We start from the raw sequence: 22,742 nt of genomic DNA, 5'->3' as shown, positions 1-22,742 counted from the left end.
TTGACAGATGGCAGGTACCGTTACTTCCTGATCATCTCGATTTCCAGGGTGATCGTGATTTCATCACCGACAAGCACTCCACCGGTTTCAAGTCCCTTGTTCCAGGTAAGACCGAAATCCTTGCGATCGATTTTGGTTGTGGCTGTGGTGCCGCGACGGATATTGCCCCATGGATCCTTGCTTTCCTTGGAGATCGGTTCCACATCAAGGACCACCTGACGGGTAACGCCATGCAGGGTCAGGTCGCCGGTAACCTTCAGCCTGTCCTTGCCGGCCTTGGCAACTTTCTTCGACACGAAGGTCATGGTGGGGTATTTGGCCACATCGAAGAAGTCGGCGCTGCGCAGATGCTCGTCGCGTTTTTGCACATTCGTGTTGATGGAATTGGTATCGATAGTGACGTTCACCTTTGACTTGGTGATGTCTTTGTCATCGATTTCAACGGTGCCGGTATGCTTCTCGAAATTCCCCTTCACATTCGCCACCATCAGGTGTTTGACCTTGAAGCCGATATTGGAATGATCGGGGTCGATGGTCCAGGTAGAGGCGAAGGCAAAGGCCGGAAGGGACAGGGCGACGATGGTGCCGATTGATGCGATGATCTTTTTCATGATGAATCTCCTTTGGTTTTGAATTATTTAACATCAAATTGTTTACTTAAAAAAACACGACTGCCTCTTTATCCTCCTTTCAATCCGAGTTTTTTGCACAGATTTCCCAGCACTTCCTGTTCGTTCTCCGTAAGGGAAGCCATTTCAGCAACAATTGACGTCTCGACATCCGCAAAGACTTTGGTAATGAGCGCTGTCCCCGTTTCCGTCAGATGAATGGTCAAATAGCGCCGATCTTCCGTATCGCGCTCTCGTCTTACCAGACCCTGCTTCTCAAGGTTATCGATCACCAGGGTAATATTGCCGGTACTCTTGAGGATTTTGGCGGCAATGTCCTTCTGGCACAGGGGACCTTTATGGTACAGAGCCTCCAGTACGCCAAACTGGCTGATGGTAAGCTTTGGGGCCGACAGGACGCGATGGACCCTGCTGGTTACCGATTCCGCGGCCCGCACCAGCTTGGTGTAGGTATTAAGGACTCGGTATGTTGGGGCAGTTGGAGTTTTCATGTCAGTCCCGTTTAGCTTTAAATGATATAATTTAATATCAAACTATACCAACCTGACCAAACTGTCAAGCACAGTTTTTGCCCTGTTTATTTCCCTGATGGTTGAGTATTTGGAGAGAGGGGCACGTTCAAATCTGTGGCTGCTCCGCCACCAGGAGCAGCCGCTTCTTGAACGCCTCCTCCAGGAGATCCCCCTTGATCTTCCCGCCGAAGAGCTCCACCGAGATATCCTCGCTGCTGGCGATGGTGACGATGGCCGTGCCGTCGGAGATGGAGCAGGTGACGCCGGTGACGACGCCGCTGCGGCGCCGGTCGAGGCCGTCGGCCAGCCGGAGAATGCCGCCGAGCCGGCTCACCAGCTGCCGGTCCGGTTCGGCCAGCCGCACGTAGGCATCGTGCTTCTTCTTGGGGAGGGCCTTGCGGTGGTAGCGGGCCGCGTTGGCGATGATCTCCCGCTCCCGGGGGGTGAAGCCGAAGAGGTCGGCGTGGCGGATGAGATGGTAGGAATGTTTGTGGTGGCTGGAGTAGTTGATGAAGTACCCCACGTCGTGGAGGATGGCGGCCGCCTCCAGCATCCGACGAGCCCCCTCCCCCATGCCGCAGGCGGGCCCCAGGGCGTCGAAGAGTTGCAGGGCCAGCTTGGTCACGTGGAGGGAATGCTCCTCGTCCATGTGACAGGAGCGGCCGAACTCCAGCACCGCGTCGCGCCAGGTGCGGGGCTGCTCGGCACCGGGGATGAGGCCGTGGGTCCGGAGCGCCTTGACGATGAGCCCCTCCCGGATTCCCCGCTCGTTCACCCGCAGGATGTTGGCGTCGAAAAAGCGCATCAGCTCGTCAACCACCGTGACTCCGGCCACGATGATGTCGGCCCGGTCCGGGTTGAGGCCCGGCACCTCCCGCCGCTCCTTGACCGTCTTGCGCGACAGCATGGCGAGCAGGTGCACCACCTCGGAGCGGAGCACCTCGTAGCGGTGGACCGAGCCGTACCCCTCCCCCCGCATGGCCATGGCCATGGCGGCGATGGCGGTGATGGTGCCGCCGGAGCCCACGAGACACTGAAACTGGACCCGCTCGCCGGCAAAGACCTCCTTGAGGCTCGAGCGGATATGCTTGCGGAGCTTGTCCTGGCTGGCCTGCCGGATGGAGTCGCCCCCCATGAACTTCTCGGTGAGAAAGACCGCTCCCAGCTCCAGGGAGTAGATCTCCTCGATGTGGGAGCCCAGCGCCGTCACCACCTCCAGGCTCCCGCCGCCAATGTCGACCATGGCGTAGCGGACACCCTCCATGTCGAAGTGGTTCCGCACCGAGAGGGCCGCCAGCTCCGCCTCCTCCTCGCCGCTGATGACCGCCACCGCCACTCCAACCTCCGCGGCGATGGCGGCGATGAACGCCTCGCCGTTGGCTGCCTTCCGGACAGCGCTCGTGGCCACCGCCTCGATGGCCGTCACGCCGTAGCCGTCCACGATCTTCTTCATCCGGCCGAGCGCCGTCACGGCACGCTCCCAGGCCGCCGGCGAGATGGTGCCGCTGGCGGCCATCCCTTCGCCCAGGCGCACGGTGGCCTTCTCGTCGTCCAGGACGCGGAATTTTCCGTTCCTGGTCACCTCCACCACGATGCAGCGGATGGAGTTGGTCCCGATATCGATGGCAGCCAGCCTGTTGTGGGTCACAGCGCTCTCCTCACCTGTTCGCCGATGGCTTCGAAGGGGGTCTCGGCCAGGAGCCCGGCAAACAGCGCGAACCGCCGGCGCCGCTCCCCCGTGATGTGGTTCAGGATGACACACTCATCCGCCGATGGCAATCCCTCGTGCCTGACGATGCCGGCAAAGACGTCCAGGTCGTGCATGGTGCCGAGAACGTCCTGGTAGGCCTTGATCGCGGCATGGAGGGGGCCGGAGCAGTCTCCAAGGAGAAAGGAGAGGATCTCCAGCCGGTAGCGGTAGTGCTTCACCGCAATCCTCAGGCGGTGCTGGGCCTCCACGTCAGGCTCGCGGCAGGCATCGGGCACCAGGGCGAGCACGTCGTCCAGGCGCTCCCGAAGGCGCTCGGCAGCAAAAACGGCAATGGTCGTGAAGGGGTCGATGCCCGAAGGGGGCGGCGAGAAGAGGGTCGGACATGCCACGATGCGGGCCAGGGCCTCGCGGGTGCGGCGGGGGTCCAAATCTCCGAGCCCCCGCCGGAGTTGCCGCCGTTGCTCCCGGCGCAGGTCCTCGTACCGCGCGATGATCCGCGCCAGATGGCGACCGGCGCCTCCCTCGGCCGTCTCCGCCATGTGCCGGAAGAAGACAAGGGCCTCGTCGGTATTGCGCAGGGCGCCCAGGAGCCGGGTGACGCTCCTGACGCCCCGGGCCGCGCGCCGGACGGATTCGGGGCGATAGGCGGCGGCGAACAGGAGGAATCCCTCCCGGAGCCGCCGCGAGGAGACCCGAAGATCATGGATGTCCTCCGGGTCGAACGTTTCAGCCGCCCTGCGCCACCGGTCGAAGAAATCGTCCACCCGGCCGGCCAGAAGCGCCCGGGCCGCTATCCAGAGTGGTGTATGCCCGCTGATCCGCATGAGGAGCCCCGTTTCGCCTTCAGACGCACAGCCGGAGCAACGACGCCGTCAGGCAAGCACCCGTTTGAGGGCCTTGCGCGTCCGCCGCAGACCCTGCTCGACCTCTTTGAGCCCCGTATCGGCCAAACCGGCCAGGCGTTTTTCGGCCTTGGCGAGCCCCTTGCCGGCCCGTTTCACCCGGCGGCCGATCTTCCCTTCCACCTTTTCCAGGGTCGTCACCACCTTGAGGAACTCCTTCTCCACCCGGCGGGCCGTCTTCTTTTCCAGTTCATCGGCAAAGCGCTCGCGCACCGTGCGGGCGACCCCTTCCACCTGCTCCCGCAGGGTCAGGGCGGCGGCCTTCAGCTCTTCCACGCGCCGGGCCCGGTCCTCTGCTTTTCCCTCGGCCAGTTCGGCGGCCTGGGCAACAATGGAGGCGACCGAACGGGGATTCATCCCCTTGATGGCCCTGAGCCCCTCCTCGCCGGCCGCTGCGATCTTCCCGAAGGTGTCGTGCCCCGCCTCGGCCAGCCGTTTGGCCAGCACCTCGCCGATGCCGCGAATTTTCTGCAGTTCCTTCTGGACGTCCGCCATCCCTCATTCCCTCCTTTTCATCCGTGCCGTCACGGCAGCGTACGCGTCTTTTCTCCCTTGTGGACCACCCAGCGCAATCGCGCGCGCCCCGTGCCGGAGTCCAGTTCCAGGGCAACGGCCATTCCCTTGCGTAGCGGCACGGCCTCGGGCCGTCCCAGCAAATCGGCCACCACCCGGCCCAGGTCGGGCTCGTGCCCAACGATGACCACATGGCGGGCTTCTGGTCGGCCGGCCAGCAGCCGGGCAAGACCCTCCCGGTCGAAACCGGGGGCAAGCTCCCGGGAGACCGCCAGTTCCCCGTCGTAGTCCAGGCCGGCGGCGAGTAGTTCCGCCGTCTGCACGGCACGGACCAGGGGGCTGGCGACGATCAGGTCGGGAGGCATGCGCCGCCGGGCAACAACCCGGACGCTGGCGGCAAAGGAAGCCCGCCCCCGCGGCGTGAGCCAGCGGTCCTCCTCGGCGATCGCCGGAGAGCGTTCCACCGCCTCGGCGTGACGCACCACGAGCAGTTTCATATCACCTCCGGCACAGTGTGCAGTCCGGCTCCGCAAAAGAGTAAAGCACAGCATGCAGCGTTTTCAATGAGAATTCCCGCACAATGCCACGGGCAGGCAAAGATTTTACCCGGTTGTAACAATCGGGGAAACCGGGCCGGCAGCCTTGGTCATTGACACACCTCTCGCCGATAGGTATCCTCATGCCATGAAAAATCAGGACGAATCCGGCGATGGGTGGGAATCCCTCTGTGAGCGGTGCGGTCTCTGCTGCTTCGAGAAGATCGAGGACGAGAACGGCACCGTCTTCTTCACCTCAACCCCCTGCCGCTATCTGGATGTGACCACCCGCCAGTGCGTCATCTATGACAAACGGTTCGACATCAATCCCGAGTGCGTCAAGCTGACCGAGGAACTGGTGAGAACGATCCCCTGGCTTCATGACGACTGCGCCTACCGCAAGGCGCTGGGGGTACGGCTGTCAAAGGTAAGAATGAACGGACGGAACAAGGGGAAAAGGGGCTGAGCCGGAGACGCGCCCGCACATCGCACGCTGCAACAAACAGGGAAGGGAGTTTTCAGGAAATGGGACGTGATGGCAGCAAGGTAGTCAGTCTGGAGGAGGAGCGCACCCGCCGCGCCATGGTCGGCAAAGCGACGGGCACCGATACGGAGGCGGCGTCTGCAGTCCCCGGCGGGGCCACTGCCTGGAAGCAGATGAACGCCCTCCTCGCCGACCCTCGCGCCCGGGAGGTGGTGCGCGCGCTGCCGGAGCAGCAGTTTTACTGGATACTGACCGAAGTGGGGATGACCGACGCCGTGGAGTTCTGGGAACTGGCGTCGCCGCAGCAGCGGATGTTCATTCTGGACATGGAGCTCTGGGACTCGTGGAATTTTTCCGAAGCTAAATCGCACCAGTGGCTCAACCACCTGCTGGAAGCGGGCGAAGAGGCCGTACTGGAGCAGCTGCCCCACATGGACGCGGAACTTCTCATTCTCATGTTCAAGAAGGAGATCATCGTCGGCGGCGGCATCGGCGACCTGGTCTCCGACGAAGAGCGGGTGGCCGACTGGGACCACAGCTTCGACAACGTCTACTTCATAACCTTCCGCAACGCCGAGCGGGCCCGCGCCGTGGGGACCTTCATCGACATCATCTTCCGCAACGACCGGGAGCTCTACCTGGGGCTCATGGAAGGGATCAAGGTGGAGCTGGAGAGCGAGCTGGAAGAACTCGCCTACCGCTTCCGCTCGGGCCGGCTCGCCGACCTGGGGTTCCCCGAACTTGAGGATGCCCTTACCATCTATGCCCGGCTCTCTCCCGACAGCTTCATCCCCTCAGCCGAAAAACGACTGGACCTGGCCTCGGGCATAACCGGCCTCCCCATGCCGGCGGGATACGAGAAGTCATTCCTCAACCGCGCCCTGGCCCGGGTGGAGAGTCCGGTGGATCAGGAGCTCACCGCCCTCGTCAACAGCGCCCTGGTGGCCGACGGCGCCGCCCTCCGCTCACGCGAGGGAATGGAGGCGATCTTCCGGCGGGTCCACGGTTACCTCTCCATCGCCCTTGAGCACCTGTCAGACGGCGACGTGGAACGGGCCGCCGCGATCATCGGCCGGGAATACCTCTCCCGCCTCTTCCGGCTCGGATTCGGCATGGTCATGGAACTGCGCAAGAGCCACGAGTCGCTGGCGATCGACGATTACGCCACCGGCAGGGTGATCGAGGGGCTGCGGGCCACACCGCCCCGCTTCTACCGGGCTCTGGACCCGGACGGCATCGACGGCTTCCGGGAATTCCGGGAACTCGACGACATCCGCCGGATCGACGAACTGCTGGGCCGTCATGGAGACCCGGCATGAATGATCGGAGCCACACCGGCGAAGAGGATCTGAGCTGCCGCGTGCAGGAGCTGGAGCAGCGGGTTGCCGAGCTCACCGAGGCCCTTGACGCTTCAAACCGCGAACTGCAGACCTTCAGCTACTCGGTTTCCCACGACCTGCGCGCCCCCCTCACCATCATCGACGGATTCGCCCGGGCCCTCATGGAGGACTGCGCCGAACAGCTCGACGCCCAGGGGCAGGAGTATCTCAAGCGGATCCGGATCGCCAGCCAGCGGATGGGAAACCTCATCAACGGGCTGCTGAACCTTTCACGCATCGCCCGCGAGCCGCTCTGCCCCGATACCGCCAACCTGAGCGAGATAGTGCGAACCATCGAGATGGAGCTCAGGTATCTGCACCCGGAGCGCAGCGTACTGTTCACCATCGAGGACGGTGTTACGGCGCAGGGAGACCGCCGGCTGCTCCGGACGGTGATGGACAACCTGCTGCGCAATGCCTGGAAGTTCACGGTCGCCCGCGATCCAGCCCACATTTCCTTCGGTTCCTGCGTGCAGGAGGGGAAAACGGCCTATTTTGTTAAAGACGATGGTGCCGGGTTCGACATGGCCTTTGCCGACCGCCTGTTCATCCCCTTCCAGCGCATGCACCAGGGCAGCGAGTTCGAGGGGGTGGGCATCGGCCTTGCCACGGCCCACCGGATCATCCAACGCCACGGCGGCAGAATATGGGCCGAAGCGGCGCCCGATGCGGGAGCGACGTTTTATTTCACACTGACCGGGTAAATCCCGCTCGTTCTCCAGGACGCATCAGCGGGAGGCAGCCCCATGACTCTTCCCTTCCTGACCATCAGGATCAAGCTTATCTCCATCATCGGGTTCTTCCTGGTGCCGATGGCCGTCCTTTCCATCTACAACCACTACGAAATCCTCAAGCGGGAAATCGACGACCTGAAAGGCCGCAACTTCTCGGCTGCCACGCACGTGGCTGTGGAAGTGGACCGGTTGATCACCGAAACCACCGGCGTCCTGCGGGTCCTGTCGCGCCATCCCACGGTCGTCGCCTGCGAGCCGGCGGCCATGGACCGGCTATTCGCGGAACTTCTCCCCTCCTATCCCATGCGGCTCAACATCCTGGCCGCCGATATGGCCGGAAACAATGTGGGCTCCGGCGTCTCCTCCCCCACCGTGCACACCCTGAACTACAACGACAAGGAGTGGTACCAGGGGGCGCGCAGGGGCGCCTACATCATCGGCGACCTCCACGTATCCAAACTCTTCAAGCGCCCTGCCGTCATGATCTCAGGGCCGGTCACGGACGATCGCTCCCGCCAGGTGGGGGTTGTGGGCATCCCCATCGACCTGAACGCCATCTCCAAACACCTGGCCGCCTCCACCAACCGCCTGGCCGACAACACCGACATCCTGGTGCTGGACCGCAAGGGAGGCATCATAATGGACACCCGCTCACCGGAACGGATCGGGCGCAATATCACCGACACCGCCCTCAAGTGCCCCGGAGAGGTGATCACCCCCGGCTTCACCACGGTCTGCCGGGGCAGCGACGGGGTGGAGCGGATCATCAGCGTGGCCAATGTGGGAAACCACGGCTGGCACGCGCTGGTCTCCATGCCCCTGTCCGAGGCCCGCAGCTTCGCGCTTCTGGTGAGCCGCAAGGCCCTGTCCGCGGCCCTGATCGCGGGGCTCATCGCCATGTTCCCGGCCGTCAGGCTCGTCAGGTCCATCCTCGGCAGCCTGCAGGAACTGGTCGCCGCCATGGGCGAGGTCGAACGGGGCAACCTGACCTACAAGCTCCAGTTCTCGGCCCGGGACGAGCTGGAAACCATCGCCTCCTCGTTCAACGCCATGGCCCAGCGGCTGAGGGCTAGCGAAGAGACCCTCACGGCCCTCAACGCCGATCTGGAAGAGCGGGTTCACCAGCGCACCGCCGATCTCGAGGCCATGAACCGGGAACTGGAATCGTTCAGCTACTCGGTTTCCCACGACCTGCGCGCCCCCCTGCGCCACCTGGCGGGATTCAGCGAAGCCCTGCTCGAAGACTACGCGGACCGGCTCGACGAGAACGGCAGGCACTGCCTGGAGCGGATCAACGGGGCCAGCCGGCGCCTCTCGCAAATGATCGACGCCATGCTGGATCTGTCGCGTCTCAGCAGGAGCGACCTGCAGCGCGAACGGATCGACCTGGGCGCCGTGGCCCGTGACATCCTGGACGAGTTGCGCGGCGCCGAACCGGAGCGGCGGGTGTCGGTAAAGATCAGTGATGCCATGGAGACAGAGGGTGATGCACGGCTGGTGCGGGTGGTGATGGAAAACCTGGTGGGCAACGCCTGGAAGTACAGCCGCACCCGGGAAGGCGCGGCAATCGAGATCGGCACCCGACAGGACGGTGCAACGGCCATCTACTACGTGCGCGACAACGGCGTCGGTTTCGACATGGCCTACGCGGACCGGCTCTTTGCCCCCTTCCAGAGGCTGCACCGGGAGGATGAATTCGAGGGGACCGGCGTGGGACTCGCCACGGTCCAGCGGATCGTTCACCGGCACGGCGGCCGGCTGTGGGCCGAGGCAGCCCCCGGCGAGGGAGCAACGTTCTTCTTTACCTTGGTAACCTGTTCGTAGCTGCTGTTTCAGCAGATCGCGGCAGGATTTATGACGGATTTGGCCGGACCGATTGAGTAGCGCCGCAGGCGTAGCAGGGCTCCGTCGAAGACGGTACGATCGAAGACGGCCCAGGACGGCGTGAAGGCGGGATGCGAGACCGGTGCGATTACTTACGGACAGGCTCTGAGATGACACCCCGCACCCCGTCGGCCTCCACGCCGGTCACCCGGACCATGACCTCACCTTCGGGGGGCGGCGTCACCGCCTCGATCCGCACCGTAATGTAGTTGCGCGACAGCCCCGTCACCTCTTTCCCCCGGCCGTTCAACACCAGCACCGGCAGGTCCCGCCCCACGAAGCGCCGGTGAAAGGCCTCCCGCTTCCGGTCGGACAGCGCCCGCAGGACCTCGGCCCGCTCCCGCACAATTTTGCCGTCCACCTGGCCGGACATGCGGGCCGCGGGGGTTCCCGCGCGCCGCGAAAAGGGAAAGACGTGGAGATGGGCGATGGGGAGCCCTTCCAGCAGGGCCAGGGTGGCGGCGAACTCCTCGTCCGTCTCGCCGGGGAAGCCGGCGATCACGTCGCAGCCGATGCAGATGTCCGGCACCGCCGCAGCCAGCCGTTCCACCCGCTCCCGGAAAAACGCAGCCGTGTAGCGGCGGTTCATCCGCTCCAGCACGCTGTCAGAGCCGCTCTGGAGCGGGATGTGCAGATGGGGGCAGATGACGGGCGACCGGGCCATGAGGGCGATGAGACCGTCGGAGATCTCGTGGGGTTCCACCGACCCGACGCGCAGACGCGGCACCAGCGCCTCGGCGTCGGCGGCAGCCAGCAGATCGGGAAGGCTCGCGGGGGGCTCCAGGTCGGCGCCGTAGGCCCCCAGGTGGATGCCGGTCAGCACCACCTCCCGGAATCCCTGGCCGGCATAGGTGCCGATCCCCTCCAGCACGTCCCGGAAGGGGACACTGCGGCTCCGCCCCCGGGCATGGGGCACGATGCAGTAGGAGCAGAATGCGTCGCAGCCGTTCTGCACCTGGAGGAACGCCCGGGTATGCTCCGCAAAGCTCTCCAGCCCCAGGGCCTCAGCGGTCCGCTGCCGGGAGATGTCTGACACCAGTATCTTTTCCGCCGGCACCGCATCCCGCAACAGCCCGGCGATCCCCTTTTTCTCGCTGTTCCCCACCACCAGCGACACGCCGGGCAGCTCACCCACCGCGTCGGGCGCCACCTGGGCATAGCAGCCGGTCACCACCACCCGGGCAGCAGGGTTCCTGCGCATGGCCCGACGGATGAGCCGCCGCGACTCCGCGTCGGTCCTGGCCGTGACCGTGCAGGTGTTGATGACGTAGATGTCCGCCTCGTCCTCGAAGGGAACCAGCCGGAACCCCTCCCGACCGAGGCTTTCGGTCATGGCAGCCGATTCGAACTGGTTGATCTTGCAACCGAGGGTGGTGATGGCAACCCTCTGCATCACAGCCGCCCCTCGATCCAGCCGCCGCCCAGAACCTCGTCATCGCGGTAGAAGACCACCGCCTGTCCCGGGGTCACCGACTTCTCGGGCTGCCGGAACCGGACTTCGGCCCTGCCGTCGGCGAGCACGGCAACCGTGCACGGCACCGGCTGGTGGCGGTAGCGGATCTTGCACGAGGCATCCACGGTCTGCCCTTGGGGGTGCACGACCCAAGTCACCCCGGTTGCCGTGAGCCCCGTGGCCAGAAGCTCTTCGGCCGGGCCGACGATCACCTGACGTCGCTCCGCATCGACCCCCACCACGTAGAGGGGAGTCGGGTGGGCGACGCCCAGCCCCCGGCGCTGCCCCACCGTGTAGCGGTAGGTTCCCCCGTGGCGGCCCAGGACATTCCCCTCCCGGTCCACGATCTCGCCGGCCATGAGCCCCGCTCCCCGCTCCTCCTCCAGAAACCGGACGTAGTCGTCGTCCGGGACGAAGCAGATCTCCTGGCTCTCCCCCTTCTCGGCCACCCGCAGCCCCCGTTCCGCCGCCAGGCGCCGCACCTGCTCCTTGGTCATCTCTCCCAGGGGGAACAGGGTCCGGGCAAGCTGGTCCTGGGTCAGGGTAAAGAGGAAATAGCTCTGGTCCTTGGCCGGGTCCAATCCCCGCAGCAGGTGGTAGAGGCCGTCCTCTCCCCGGACCCGGCGGGCGTAGTGGCCCGTGGCCAGGAAGTCGGCGCCCAGTTCCCGGGCCTTGTGGAGCAGGAGCTCGAACTTCACCCTTTGGTTGCACCGGACGCAGGGGTTCGGTGTCCGCCCCCGGAAGTACTCGTCCACGAAGTCGTCGATCACCAGCCGCCGGAACTCCTCCTCGAAATTCACCACGTAGAAGGGGATGCCGATCTGCTCCGCCACCCGGCGGGCGTCGTGGATATCGTCCAGGGAGCAGCAGGTGTCGAACTTCTCCCCCTCGGCGGCGGTGAAGTTCGCATAGTCCCAGACCTGCATGGAGATGCCGATGACCTCGTGTCCCTCTTCCTTCAGAAGCGCCGCCGCCACCGACGAGTCGACCCCGCCGCTCATGGCGATGACGATGCGCTGCCTATGCTTCTCTGCCATCTCCACCTCGTTTCACCCGTTCGACGATCTCCGGCAGCACCGTCAGCACCCGGTCGATCTCCTGATCCGTATTTCCCAGTCCCAAGGAAAAGCGCACGGCTCCGCCGGCCTCCTGCGGGGACAGCCCCATGGCGGCCAGCACCGGCGAATGCCGCAGGGTGCCGGAACTGCACGCGGACCCCGACGACACGGCGATCCCGGCCAGGTCCAGAGCCATGAGCAGCGTATCAGCGGTCACACCTTCAAAGCTGATATTGCTCGTATTCGGCAGCCGGAACTGCCGATGGCCGTTCACCCGCGCGCCGGGCACCCGGCCGAGGATTCCCTCCTCCAGCCGGTCCCGCAGGCGGCGAACCCGCACCGTCTCGTCGGCCAGGGATTCCCGCGCCAGCCGGCACGCGTGGCCAAAGCCCACGATGCCGGCCACGTCCTCGGTTCCGGCCCGGCGATTGCGCTCCTGGGAGCCGCCGTGCACCAGCGGGTGGCAGGTTGTGCCACGCCGGATCACCAGCGCCCCCACCCCCTTGGGACCGTAAACCTTGTGGGCCGAGAGCGCCATGAGCGACGCGCCGGTGGCGCGAAACTCCAGGGGGACCTTGCCCAGGGCCTGGACGGCGTCGCAGTGAAAGGGCACCCGGTGCCGCCGGGCGATCTCGCCGATTTCCGCCACCGGCAGCAGCACGCCGGTCTCGTTGTTGGCATACATGGCCGTGACGAGAATGGTCCGCTCCGTGATGGCCTCTTCCACTCGCGTCGGGTCCAGGATACCGTCCCGGTCCACGTCGAGCCAGGTTACCTCGTATCCGCCGTGCTCCAGGTAGCGGCAGGAATTGGCCACGGCCGGATGCTCCACCCGGGTGGCGATGATGTGGTTGCCCCGCTTCCGGAGGGACGAGGCCACTCCTTTCACGGCCATATTGTCGGCCTCGGAGCCCGACCCGGTGAAAACCACCTCACCCGGTTCGCATCCCGCCAGTTCGGCCACCGCCTCACGGGCCTCCTCCACGGCCCCCTTCACGGCCCGGCCGGCCCAGTGGATGCTGGACGGATTGCCGAACCGCTCCCCCAGAAACGGCAACAACGCCTCCACCACCAGGGGGTGAGTCGGCGTCGTCGCGTTGTGGTCCAGATAGATCAGCGGGACAGTGCCCGCGGGGGCTTCACTCATTGATCCTCACTCTCGCCGGGCCGCCGTCGGGCATCGCGCACCAGGTCCTCCAGGGTGATGGAGTCCAGGAACGTCCTGATCCGCTCGCCGAGCATCTCCCAGACCGAATGGGTGGTGCACGCCGCAGTGCGGGTACAGCGCCCCTTCCCCTTGTCCATGCAGGAGACCGGCGTCAGCGGTTCTTCCACCGTGGCCACGATTTCGCCCACCAGGATGGCCGAGCTCTCCCGGGCCAGCAGGTAGCCCCCGCCGGGGCCGCGCACGCTCTCCACGATGCTGCCGCGACGCAGGCGGTTGAAGAGCTGCTCCAGGTAGTTGAGCGGGATGTCTTCCCGCTGGGCGATATCCCGCAGGGCCACGGGCTTCCCCTCCGAGTGGAGCGACAGATCGACCATGGCCCGCACCGCATACTGGGCGCGCGTCGACAGTCTCATGGACTAATTCCCCCCATCCAGGCGGCGTTTCAGCGCCTCGTGCTCGGCGGCCAGTTCACCGTACTTGCGCTCCAGCTCCCTGATCTGCTCGAAGAGACAGGAAATGGCCTTGGCTTCCGGGTCGGGCAGCTTGCCGTGCTCGAAATCGGACTTGTCCTTCGGCTTCTCCGCGGCCATGACCACCCGTCCGGGGATGCCCACCACGGTGGCATTGGCCGGGACTTCCTTCACCACCACCGAATTGGAGCCGATCTTGGCCCCTTCGCCCACAGTGAACGGACCCAGGACCTTGGCGCCGGAACCGATGACCGCGTTGCTCTCCACGGTGGGGTGCCGCTTCTTCTTCTCCAGGCTGACCCCGCCGAGGGTCACCCCGTGGTAGATGGTCACGTCGTCGCCGATTTCGGCCGTCTCGCCGATCACCACTCCCATGCCGTGATCGATGAAAAGGCGCCGGCCGATGGTCGCTCCCGGATGGATCTCGATGCCGGTGAGAAAACGGCCCACGTGGGAAACAAGGCGGCCCAGGAAATGGAAATCGCTCCGCCAGAGCAGGTTCGCCAGCCGGTGAAACCAGATGGCGTGCAGCCCCGGGTAGCAACAGAGCACTTCCAGCGTGCTGCGGGCAGCTGGATCGCGGTCGAGCACCGATTGAATATCCTCGCGCAGTCGTGCAAACATCGGCAGTCCCTTCCGGGGATCATGATCCCCACGCGGATTGGAAACAAAAGGATGCCCGACACGGCACGACGGGCATCCTTACAGTAAGGATATTCGATCAGTAGCATACCCTACAATTTTTGTCAACTTCTAGCAGATCCCTCCTCCCCGTCACGAAAGGGTCAACTCTCCCCTTTCCCAGCGCTCGATGGCCACGGACGCCCGGAAGCCCAGGAGCCCCGGCTCCCGGGCCAGCCGCCGCAGGATCGCCAGGGAGCGGGGTGCATCGTGGGAAAGCGAATAGACCGCGGCCATGCCCGCCGCGGCGCCGATGCCGCGCTCCGTGGCGTCCAGCAGCCCGGCGCGCCCTGCCGCGCCGAAGGCGGCGATCTCCCGGTAGAGGCGTGCGAGCATCGTCGCATGGCGGTCAGCCCGCGCCGCGTCCATGGCCTCCAGGGCTTCCCCGTGGGCGGCGGCCGCCGCGGTAAAACGGCCGATCAGGATTGACAGGCGCTGCTCTTCCATTCTCCTCCTTTCCTGCTCAGGCCGCGGTCATGCCAGGAACAGCACCTGCTCCAAGGCCGTCTTCTCCTCCACGGGCCGGTCCGTGAGCGAGGTCCTGATCGCGGCAAAGGCCTCCACATTGGCCAGGAAGATGTCCAGCAGACGGGGATCGAAGAACGATGCCCGCCCCTCCCCCATGACGGAGATAACTTCATCGAAGGGCATTGTCGGCTTGTAGGGGCGCTCCGGGCAGAGGGCGTCGAACACATCGACGATCATGACGATGCGCCCGAAGATGTGGATATCTTCTCCGGCCAGGCCGTTGGGGTAGCCGGTGCCGTCCCATTTTTCGTGGTGCTGGAGGGCCACGATCCGTCCCATCTCCAGGGATGTGTACCGGTCGCCGCCGGCGAGGATCTTGCCGCCGATGACCGTGTGGAGGCACATGATCTCCATCTCCTCGTCCGTGAGCCCCCCGGACTTGAAGAGGATCCGGTCCGGGATGCCGAGCTTGCCCACGTCGTGGAGCGGGGCCGCGTAGCGGAGCACCTCGCACTGGTCCTCGGGCAGCCCGCTCAACCGGCCGAGCTCCCGGGCCATCTCGCTGATCCGGCGCGTGTGCATGCCGGTTTCCACGTCGCGGAATTCGGCGGCCCGGCCGAGGCGCAGCGTTATCTCGTACTCCGCCTCCCGGGCCAGGGCCAGGGCGTTCCTGACCTCGGCGGTCTTGCGGGCCACCTCCCGCTCCAGGATGCCGTTCACGTCACGGGACAGGTCCATCAGCTTCCTGGTACGGACATGGTTCATCACCCGCAGGCGCAACTCCTCCATGTCGTACGGCTTGGCGAGATAATCGTTGGCCCCCAGCCGCAGGGTCCGGGTCACTTCGTCCTTGCCGGCCGTGAGGACGATGACGGGGATGTCGCACCACAGAGGATGCTTCTTGAGGGTGGCGAGCGTCGCAAACCCGTTCAGCTCGGGCATCTCCAGATCGAGCAGAATGAGGTCGATGGCGGAGTTCGCCTCCAGCACCCGGAGAGCTTCCAGGCCGTTCCGCGCCGGGACGGACGTTGCCAGCCCGTCGAGCATGACCGAAAGCATCTCCCGGTTTATCTCTTCATCATCTACCACAAGGACCGAGATTGAATCCAGCATGATCTATCTCTCCGCTTCGCGTACAAACGCGTCATATTCGGCGGCAAGGGGCTGAAGCAGGGCAACCGCTTCGTCCAACCGGCCGTTGACGGCAGCGTCCTCAATGCGCCGGGCCAGGGCGAGCACGCGCTGCGCGCCGATATTGCCGGCAGCTCCGACAATGGCGTGGGCACCCAGCCGGACCCCCGCGGTATCCCGTTTCTCCACGGCGTGCCAAAGTCTGGCGAGATTCTTTTCCGTCCCGTCCTGGAACATCCTCACGAACTTCGGAACCAGCTCGTCCTTGCCCCGGAGCCGGGCCACCAGCCCCTGTCGGTCGAAAACCGGCGGCAGCTCGTCCGCGACCTCGGGGGCGGTTTCCCGCCCGTCTCCGGTACTGTCGAGCGAGCCGTCGACCCCGCAGCAGGAGTGCACCGCCCGGACCAGCTCCTCGGCCGTAAAGGGCTTGGCCACATAGCCGTCCATGTCGGCGGACAGGCACTGTTCCCGGTCCTGTTGCCCGGCATAGGCGGTCAGCGCCAGGATGGGGGTCCGCCGGCCGGAGCCGCGCTCCTGCTCCCTGATCCGGCGGGCGGTCTCGAACCCGTCCATGACCGGCATCTGCACATCCATCAGCACCAGGTCGAACCGAGAGTCCTCAAGGACCTTCAGAACTTCCTCGCCGTTGGCGGCCTGCGCCACCCGGTGCCCCATCCGGCCGAGAATGACGTTGACGAGCATCCGGTTCACCTCCACGTCGTCGGCAACCAGGATGCTGAGACCGGGGCCGTTGCCGGGCTGCACCGGCCGGGGGGGTGATTCGGACGGTTTCCGCCCGGTCAGGGTCGAAACGATGGCCTCCCCGAGATCGCCGTGCACGAGCGGCTTGAGCAGGCACCTTGCCTTGTCCGGCCAGAGGCGGCTCTCCTTCTCGGCCACGTCGCCCACCTCGGTCATCAGGATCAGCTTCAACTCCGTGCCGACGCCTTCGGTCAGGCGCTCCAGCGCCTCCCGCCAGCCGACGCCCAGGGACTTCTTGTCCACCAACGTCACCAGGGATTCACCGGCAGCGGTCGTCATGCCGGCGGCAAGTTCCAGGGCATCGTCCACGGTGGCCGCCACCCGGGGCCGCATGTCCCAGCCGGTCAGGTAGGAGACGAGGACCCTGCGGCTGAGCGTGGGCGCCTCGACCACCAGCACGGGCCGCCCGGCAAGGCCGTGGTCCGCGAGGCTGTCCGGTTCGGGCGGCCGGAGCTGGAACCGGCAGGTGAAGAAAAACGTGCTCCCCTCCCCCGGGACGCTCTCGACCCGGATATCGCCCCCCATGAGCTGAACGATCCTGCGGGAGATGGCCAGGCCGAGGCCGGTGCCGCCGAAGCGCTTGGTGGTGGATGAATCGGCCTGCTCGAACACGTTGAAGATCCGGTCCAGCGCATCCGGCGCGATCCCGCACCCCTGGTCCGAAACCGAAAACCGGAGAAGCACTTCGTCCCCCTCGGCTGCCACCGTTTCCACCGCCACCACGACCTCGCCGCCGTCGGAGAACTTGATGGCGTTGCCCACCAGATTCACCAGGACCTGGCGCAGCTTCCCGCAATCGCCGATGAGCGGGTCGGCCACATCTTCCCGAGGGTCGCAGACGAGTTCCACCCCCTTCTCGGCCGCCCGGGCGGAAAGGGATCGCACCGCCTGCCCCATGAACGTGCGCAGGAAAAAGGGCACGGGGTCCAGCTCGACCTTCCCCGCTTCTATCTTGGAGAAATCGAGGATGTCGCCGATCACCCCCATGAGGCAGTCGGCGGACCCCTTGATCGCACCGAGGTACTGGTGTTGTTGCGTTTGGCTCAGCCCGCCGCCGAGCAGGAGGTCGGTCATCCCCATGATGCCGTTCAGGGGGGTCCTGATCTCGTGGCTCATGTTGGCGAGGAAATCGCTCTTGGCACGGCTGGCGCCTTCCGCCTGCTCCCGGGCCGAGGCCAGGTCACGGGTCCGCTCCTGCACCCGCTGCTCCAGCGAGGCCAGGGTGTCCCGCACCATGGAATACAGCTCCGTGCTCTCCAGGGAGTGGGCGCAGGTGTGCATGATGACCGACACGGCGTTGAGGGTAGCCGCATCGGGCGAATGGGAACTGCCGGGGAGAATGCCCGCGAACATGCCGCTGACGCGGGAGCGGGTGGCGACCACGTGCAGGAGCAGGGACCGGTCGTCGGCCAGGGGGACGAGGATTGCCTGGTTCCGGTTCAGGGCCCAGGCAAAGGTGCCGTCCACGATCTTGGCGTCGATGATGCGCTGGATTTCGTCACGCCCCTCGTCCGGCTCCCAGGAGGCAAGCTCGAAGCTGCCGTCATCGCCCGAGATGAGAAATCCGGTCATACGACAGTCGAGAATCCGGCGGAGCTGGGTCAGTGTGGCCCGGAAGATTTCCTGGGAGTCCCTTGCGCGGCCCAGGTCGCTGTGGAACATGCTGCTGGAGGCCAGCATATCGAGGATCGACAAGTAGCGGCGGTTGGCTTCTTCCAGGTAATTGACGCGCTCCAGCAGGAAGGCGCGGGATGGGGCGGCGGCCTTCGGTCTCATTTATCCCTCCACGAGGATGGCGAACGTTTCCTCTACCTGGGGCTCGGACTGCTTCACGATTGTCGTCAGGATCGACACCGGCACGCCGAGGCGGTCCCACGCGGCGGGGTCCAGGAGAGGCACCCCCCCTTCGCCGCTGGCGCCATACCCGAGGGCCTGACAGATGATGTCGGCCAGGTGGATGATCGACACCTCCAGCGAGAAGTGCTCGGCCTTGCCGGGCTCGTGGTGATAGGAGACCGGCTCGTTGATGGTGGCCGGTATCTTCCACGCGCGCAGCAGCGCACCGCCCAGGGCGGCGTGGTCGAAGCCGAGCGCGTCCCGTTCGGTGGCATCCAGGAACCGGGACTCGGACCGGTTCCGGGCCAGCACGTCACTGACCGTCCCGGGGATGGCGGTGCACATGACCAACTGGCCCACGTCGTGGAGGATGCCCGCCACGAAGAACCGCTCCACGTTGCTCTCGCGTAGGTAGATCGCCAGGTTGCGGGCCACGATGCCGCAGGCGATGCTGTGCCGCCAGAACAGCACCATATCCATCAGCTCCCGGGGGATATCATTGAAGACATCCATCACCGAGGCCGCCAGGGCCAGGTCCCGCAGCTGCTGGGTGCCGATGATCGTCACTGCCTTCGAGATGGAGTCGACCTTGGAGAAAAAGCCGAACATGGGGCTGTTGGCGAGTTTCAGGATGCGCGCGGTCAACCCCTGATCGTCGATGATGATCCGGGCCACATCGTCGATGGAGCTGCGGGGGTGGCTGATCGTCTCGTTGAGCCGCTCGTAGAAATAGGGGAGCGAGTAGACCGTCCGGGTTCGGTCCACGATCCACTCCATGGTCAGGGGGCGGTTATGGGTTGTCATGGATGACCTTTCTCAGGGCGGCAAGGCGTAGCAGCTCGCGCATCACCGGATGCTCCATGTCGTTTTCCCCGAACAGGGGCCTGAGCTCTGTCTCGGCGGCCTCCATCAGAGCCTGCGGAACCTCGGGGGAAAGGGGGAAGGACGAGCCGCCGCTGTCTCCTTCCAGGATGTCGGCTTCGGTCACGCCCCAAGTCATCAGGATGACGATATGCTTGCGCTCAAGCTCCACCCCCGCCCCCAGCAGCAGCCTCCCGGTGCGGTCATGGACATCCACGGCAAGGACCATTCCCTCTTCGAGGTTTTCAGTCGGCACTATTCCCACGGTTCAGGCTCCCCGGCGCCGGCAATCCCTCTCCGGCGCCCACGAATTGATGCGTTCCGTCAGTAGCATACCACGCACGGCTTGGCCGGGTCAGCACTGGCGTGAAGTGTCTCCGAGCTGTCCGGGGCGGTCACCGCCCGTTGCCGGAACCCGTCATCGGTCAACAGGCGGCCGAGAAACTTTTCAACTGACGCTTGCGTCACGGGCACCCTCCTCAGTCTGTCCCGCAGAGGGACACGTGAACAATTGTTACCCTTTATTCAGCAGGCAGTATGCCAAACCCACCAAACAAGCAATTTCAAAAAGTTACACCACGCAAGACATCAAGAAGCGTCCCCCTGGGGGACAAAGTGGGGCAAAATGGAACAGTGGGAATGGCAGGACGTGCTGCAGAGAGGAGCGGCGAGGGGTCAGCCCCGGTAGAATGCCTTGCGGTCGATCCTGAGGAGCTGGGCCGCCCTGGACTTGTTGCCGCTGCAGCGCTCCAGGGTTATGGCCATGATCCGCTCGGTAAGGGCGTGGAGCGACAGCTGGTCAACGGGCAGCGCCAGGGTGTACTGCACCGTGTCGGGCGCCGGGCCGGCAGATGCTTCCCGGGCAGGGGCTGCGGCCGCGCCGAACCCCAGGTGCTCGGGCCGGATCAGCTCACCGTCGGTCAGGATCGCGGCGCGCTCCAGGCAGTTGCGCAACTCCCGCACATTGCCCGGCCAGCCGTGGGCCAGCATGGCGTCCATGGCCTTCTGGGAGATACCGGGGAGAGGCTTGCCCAGGTGCTGCCGCAGCTGGTCGAGGACATGCTCGCACAGGAGCGGGATGTCGTCGGTGCGCTCCCGCAGCGGCGGAATGACCAGGGGAAACACGTTGATCCGGTGGTAGAGGTCTTCGCGGAAGCGACCGGCCGCCACCATGTCGGCCAGGTTGCGGTTGGTGGCCACGATAACGCGGCAATCCGTCGAGATGGGGGTATTACTGCCGATCTTTTCGAACATGCGCTCCTGGAGGACCCTCAGCAGCTTGGCCTGGAGCGGCAGGGGCATGTCGCCGATCTCGTCCAGCAGGAGCGTGCCGCCGCGGGCCAGGTTGAACTTTCCCTCCCGGTCCCGGTCGGCGCCGGTGAAGGCCCCCCTCACGTGGCCGAACAGCTCGCTCTCCAGCAAGTGCTCGGGCACGGCCGCGCAGTTGACCGCCACGAACCCGGCGGGCAGCCCTTTGCCGGCATAGTGGATGGCCCGCGCCAGCACCTCCTTGCCCGAGCCGCTTTCGCCGTAGATGGCCACCGTGGTCTGCCGCGCCGCAGCCACCCTGGCGGCCAGCTCCAGCAGCTTCTTCATGGCCGGATTGACCGTAACGATGCTCTGGAAGGTAAACCGCTCACGGAGCAGCCCTGTGATCTGCTCGTTCTCGCGGACCACGTGGTGATAGTCCAGGGCACGCTGGAGCGTGATCCGCAGCACCTCGGGGTTGAAGGGCTTTGCCAGGTAGTCGTAGGCGCCCCGCCGCATGGCCTCCACGGCGCTCTCCACGCTCCCCCGGGCCGTGACCACGATGACCGGCACTTTCGGGTAGCGCTCCCTGACCCGGTCCAGGAGTTCCAGGCCGTCCATCCCCTCCATGATCAGGTCGGAGATGAGCAGATCCACATGCTCCCGCTCCAACAGCGCCAGCGCCTGCGCGCCGCTGGTCGCGGTCAGGGGGGCGAATCCCGCATCGGCCAGCAGGTTCTCCAGCATCAGGAGAGAAAGCTCCTCATCGTCGACGGCAAGAATCTTCGGAGCGGTCATGGGATGGTGAACCTCGTCCCGGCAAAATGGACATATCTGATATTATATCGGACAATTCCCCCCGGGACTTGAAATGATTACGGGAAGAGTATCAGCCCTCATGTACACCGGCAACCCGACAAGAACATTCCGACAACATTTTTTAGCCGGCTTTTATTTACAGCCCCCAATCCGGTGATACACTTTGACCTAACAGACTGATATACCGACGTTCACGATTCAATTCGGGGAAACAGGGTGCAGGTGTGACGGATGGACCTCCGGCATGCGCCCGGAGGTCGCCAGCCATGGATGGAGACGAAAATGGCACCTCTTCTCGATGATCCTTGGACCGGGGCCGAATCGTTTTTCGACTACCTGACGCGGCGCGGCGTCAGCCGGCGCGAATTCCTCGGGTTCTGCGGCAGGCTTGCAGTCCTCATGGGGGCCGGGCTCGCGGCAACCGGGCCTCCCGCAGCGGCCGCGCGGGAGATCGCCCGCAGGCTCGGCAGCGCACAACGCCCGAACGTGGTGTGGCTGCAGCTCCAGGAGTGCACCGGCTGCCTGGAGAGCGCGCTCCGCTCCGGCAGCACCCCCATCGACGAACTCCTGCTCGAGCTCATCTCTCTGGACTACAACGAACTCCTGATGACCACCTCCGGCAGCGAGGCAAACGCCCTCCTGGCCGGGGCGGAGCAGAAGCCCCACCTCCTCATCGTCAACGGCTCGGTGCCCCTCAAGAGCCACGGCGCCTACTGCACCATCGGCGGCGAATCAGCGGAAACGGTCCTGAAGCGGGCGGCACAGAACGCCACGGCCATCATTGCGGTGGGGGCCTGCGCCACCTACGGCTCGATCCAGGCCGCCTCCCCCAACCCCACCGGCGCCGTGGGGATTGGCGACGTCATCTCCGACCGGCCGGTCGTCAACATCGGCGGCTGCCCCCCCATCGCCGAGGTAATCACCGCCACCATCAGCTACTACCTGGCCTACGGCCGCACCCCGCGCCTCGACGACGAGGGCCGGCCGCTCTTCGCCTATGGCCAGCGGATCCACGACAAGTGCCCCCGCCGGGCGAACTTCGACGCAGGCCAGTTCGCCGAGCGCTTCGACGACGAGGGGGCCCGCAAGGGGTACTGCCTCTACCAGCTCGGGTGCAAGGGACCGGCTACCTTCGCGCCCTGCCCCACCCTGGAATGGAACCTGGGCCAGAGCTTCCCCATCAAGGCGGGCCACCCCTGCCTCGGCTGCACCGAAGAGCAGTTCTTCGACAGGATGACCCCCTTCTACCAGCGGGTGCCGGACATCCCCCTGCCGGGAATCGGCGTTGAAAGCTCGGCCAACGTCCTTGGCGCCGCCGCCGTTGCCGCCTCGACGGGCGGGGTTGCGATCCACGCCGCGGCCACGGTGATTGCCAGGCAGCGCAAACGGAGGAGCACGCCCGAATCGCTGCCCCTGGCGGTGCTCGGCGAAACCGGGACCGAGCGCCCTACGGAGAAGCGGGACAAGAGCGGATAAGCGGTGCGGCCGCCCTGAGTGAAGAGG

At 65.3% G+C, this 22,742-nt stretch carries 23 protein-coding genes; 5 read left to right on the top strand and 18 right to left on the bottom strand.

Going from position 1 to position 22,742, the window contains the following annotated elements; genetic code table 11:
• Positions 1-20: 20 nt before the first annotated feature.
• From AABA48_RS02100 to AABA48_RS02075, 6 genes are all read right to left on the bottom strand, one after another.
• Positions 21-611, bottom strand: a complete 591-nt coding sequence (locus AABA48_RS02100; protein WP_286351894.1) for a YceI family protein — start codon at positions 609-611, stop codon at positions 21-23.
• 68 nt (positions 612-679) lie between these two features.
• Complete coding sequence (locus tag AABA48_RS02095; RefSeq protein WP_286351893.1) at positions 680-1,120, bottom strand: MarR family winged helix-turn-helix transcriptional regulator; 441 nt, start codon at positions 1,118-1,120, stop codon at positions 680-682.
• A gap of 127 nt (positions 1,121-1,247) precedes the next feature.
• On the bottom strand, positions 1,248-2,789 hold the full coding sequence (locus AABA48_RS02090) for a Ppx/GppA phosphatase family protein (protein WP_286351892.1): 1,542 nt from the start codon (positions 2,787-2,789) through the stop codon (positions 1,248-1,250).
• Positions 2,786-3,676 (bottom strand): CHAD domain-containing protein, encoded by an 891-nt coding sequence (locus AABA48_RS02085; protein WP_286351891.1) that lies wholly within the window; start codon positions 3,674-3,676, stop codon positions 2,786-2,788. The genes AABA48_RS02090 and AABA48_RS02085 overlap by 4 nt, the downstream gene beginning before the upstream one ends.
• 48 nt (positions 3,677-3,724) lie before the next feature.
• Positions 3,725-4,249, bottom strand: coding sequence for a helix-hairpin-helix domain-containing protein (locus tag AABA48_RS02080; protein WP_286351890.1), 525 nt, complete (start codon positions 4,247-4,249; stop codon positions 3,725-3,727).
• Between the two features lie 29 nt (positions 4,250-4,278).
• Positions 4,279-4,764, bottom strand: coding sequence for a SixA phosphatase family protein (locus tag AABA48_RS02075; RefSeq protein ID WP_338270909.1), 486 nt, complete (start codon positions 4,762-4,764; stop codon positions 4,279-4,281).
• Between the two features lie 187 nt (positions 4,765-4,951).
• Between AABA48_RS02075 and AABA48_RS02070 the strand changes: the two genes are divergently transcribed.
• From AABA48_RS02070 to AABA48_RS02055, 4 genes are read left to right on the top strand one after another with little or no spacing between them, the layout of a single operon-like run.
• A complete protein-coding gene (locus tag AABA48_RS02070; protein WP_286351888.1) occupies positions 4,952-5,269 on the top strand; it encodes a YcgN family cysteine cluster protein in 318 nt (105 codons plus the stop codon).
• Positions 5,270-5,328: 59 nt separating this feature from the next.
• The gene (locus AABA48_RS02065; RefSeq protein ID WP_286351887.1) at positions 5,329-6,606 is read left to right on the top strand and encodes a DUF6178 family protein; all 1,278 of its coding nucleotides are present in this window, start codon (positions 5,329-5,331) and stop codon (positions 6,604-6,606) included.
• Positions 6,603-7,370, top strand: a complete 768-nt coding sequence (locus AABA48_RS02060; protein ID WP_286351886.1) for a sensor histidine kinase — start codon at positions 6,603-6,605, stop codon at positions 7,368-7,370. The genes AABA48_RS02065 and AABA48_RS02060 overlap by 4 nt, the downstream gene beginning before the upstream one ends.
• 42 nt (positions 7,371-7,412) lie before the next feature.
• Entirely contained in the window at positions 7,413-9,224 is a 1,812-nt protein-coding gene (locus tag AABA48_RS02055; RefSeq protein ID WP_286351885.1) for a sensor histidine kinase, read from the top strand.
• Between the two features lie 148 nt (positions 9,225-9,372).
• On the opposite strand, the gene mtaB is transcribed toward AABA48_RS02055, so the two are convergent.
• The 12 genes from mtaB to AABA48_RS01995 form a co-directional block, all read right to left on the bottom strand.
• Positions 9,373-10,677, bottom strand: a complete 1,305-nt coding sequence (gene mtaB, locus AABA48_RS02050) for a tRNA (N(6)-L-threonylcarbamoyladenosine(37)-C(2))-methylthiotransferase MtaB (RefSeq protein ID WP_338270906.1) — start codon at positions 10,675-10,677, stop codon at positions 9,373-9,375.
• On the bottom strand, positions 10,677-11,774 hold the full coding sequence (gene mnmA, locus AABA48_RS02045) for a tRNA 2-thiouridine(34) synthase MnmA (RefSeq protein ID WP_338270905.1): 1,098 nt from the start codon (positions 11,772-11,774) through the stop codon (positions 10,677-10,679). Before mnmA ends, mtaB begins: the two co-directional genes overlap by 1 nt.
• A complete protein-coding gene (locus AABA48_RS02040) occupies positions 11,758-12,942 on the bottom strand; it encodes a cysteine desulfurase family protein (protein WP_286351882.1) in 1,185 nt (394 codons plus the stop codon). The genes mnmA and AABA48_RS02040 overlap by 17 nt, the downstream gene beginning before the upstream one ends.
• Positions 12,939-13,376: an Rrf2 family transcriptional regulator gene (locus tag AABA48_RS02035; RefSeq protein WP_010943207.1), complete on the bottom strand. Its 438-nt coding sequence runs from the start codon at positions 13,374-13,376 to the stop codon at positions 12,939-12,941. The genes AABA48_RS02040 and AABA48_RS02035 overlap by 4 nt, the downstream gene beginning before the upstream one ends.
• 3 nt (positions 13,377-13,379) lie before the next feature.
• Complete coding sequence (cysE, locus tag AABA48_RS02030; RefSeq protein WP_010943208.1) at positions 13,380-14,057, bottom strand: serine O-acetyltransferase; 678 nt, start codon at positions 14,055-14,057, stop codon at positions 13,380-13,382.
• 150 nt (positions 14,058-14,207) lie between these two features.
• A complete protein-coding gene (locus tag AABA48_RS02025; protein ID WP_338270902.1) occupies positions 14,208-14,561 on the bottom strand; it encodes a hypothetical protein in 354 nt (117 codons plus the stop codon).
• 27 nt (positions 14,562-14,588) lie between these two features.
• Entirely contained in the window at positions 14,589-15,695 is a 1,107-nt protein-coding gene (locus tag AABA48_RS02020) for a response regulator (RefSeq protein WP_338270900.1), read from the bottom strand.
• Positions 15,696-15,698: 3 nt separating this feature from the next.
• A complete protein-coding gene (locus AABA48_RS02015; protein WP_338270899.1) occupies positions 15,699-18,251 on the bottom strand; it encodes a hybrid sensor histidine kinase/response regulator in 2,553 nt (850 codons plus the stop codon).
• Positions 18,252-19,115, bottom strand: coding sequence for an HDOD domain-containing protein (locus tag AABA48_RS02010; protein ID WP_286351877.1), 864 nt, complete (start codon positions 19,113-19,115; stop codon positions 18,252-18,254).
• Complete coding sequence (locus tag AABA48_RS02005) at positions 19,102-19,437, bottom strand: hypothetical protein (protein WP_286351876.1); 336 nt, start codon at positions 19,435-19,437, stop codon at positions 19,102-19,104. Before AABA48_RS02005 ends, AABA48_RS02010 begins: the two co-directional genes overlap by 14 nt.
• A gap of 59 nt (positions 19,438-19,496) precedes the next feature.
• Entirely contained in the window at positions 19,497-19,640 is a 144-nt protein-coding gene (locus AABA48_RS02000) for a hypothetical protein (protein WP_286351875.1), read from the bottom strand.
• Between the two features lie 207 nt (positions 19,641-19,847).
• Positions 19,848-21,218, bottom strand: coding sequence for a sigma-54-dependent transcriptional regulator (locus AABA48_RS01995; protein ID WP_286351874.1), 1,371 nt, complete (start codon positions 21,216-21,218; stop codon positions 19,848-19,850).
• 303 nt (positions 21,219-21,521) lie between these two features.
• On the opposite strand from AABA48_RS01995, the gene AABA48_RS01990 reads away from it, so the two are divergent.
• Complete coding sequence (locus AABA48_RS01990; RefSeq protein WP_286351873.1) at positions 21,522-22,715, top strand: hydrogenase small subunit; 1,194 nt, start codon at positions 21,522-21,524, stop codon at positions 22,713-22,715.
• The last annotated feature ends 27 nt before the right edge of the window (positions 22,716-22,742 follow it).

The organism is Geobacter sp. 60473 (assembly GCF_036323535.1).
In the GTDB taxonomy this organism is placed as follows: Bacteria; Desulfobacterota; Desulfuromonadia; order Geobacterales; family Geobacteraceae; genus Geobacter; species Geobacter sulfurreducens.
This window is presented reverse-complemented; position numbering and strand designations above follow the sequence as displayed.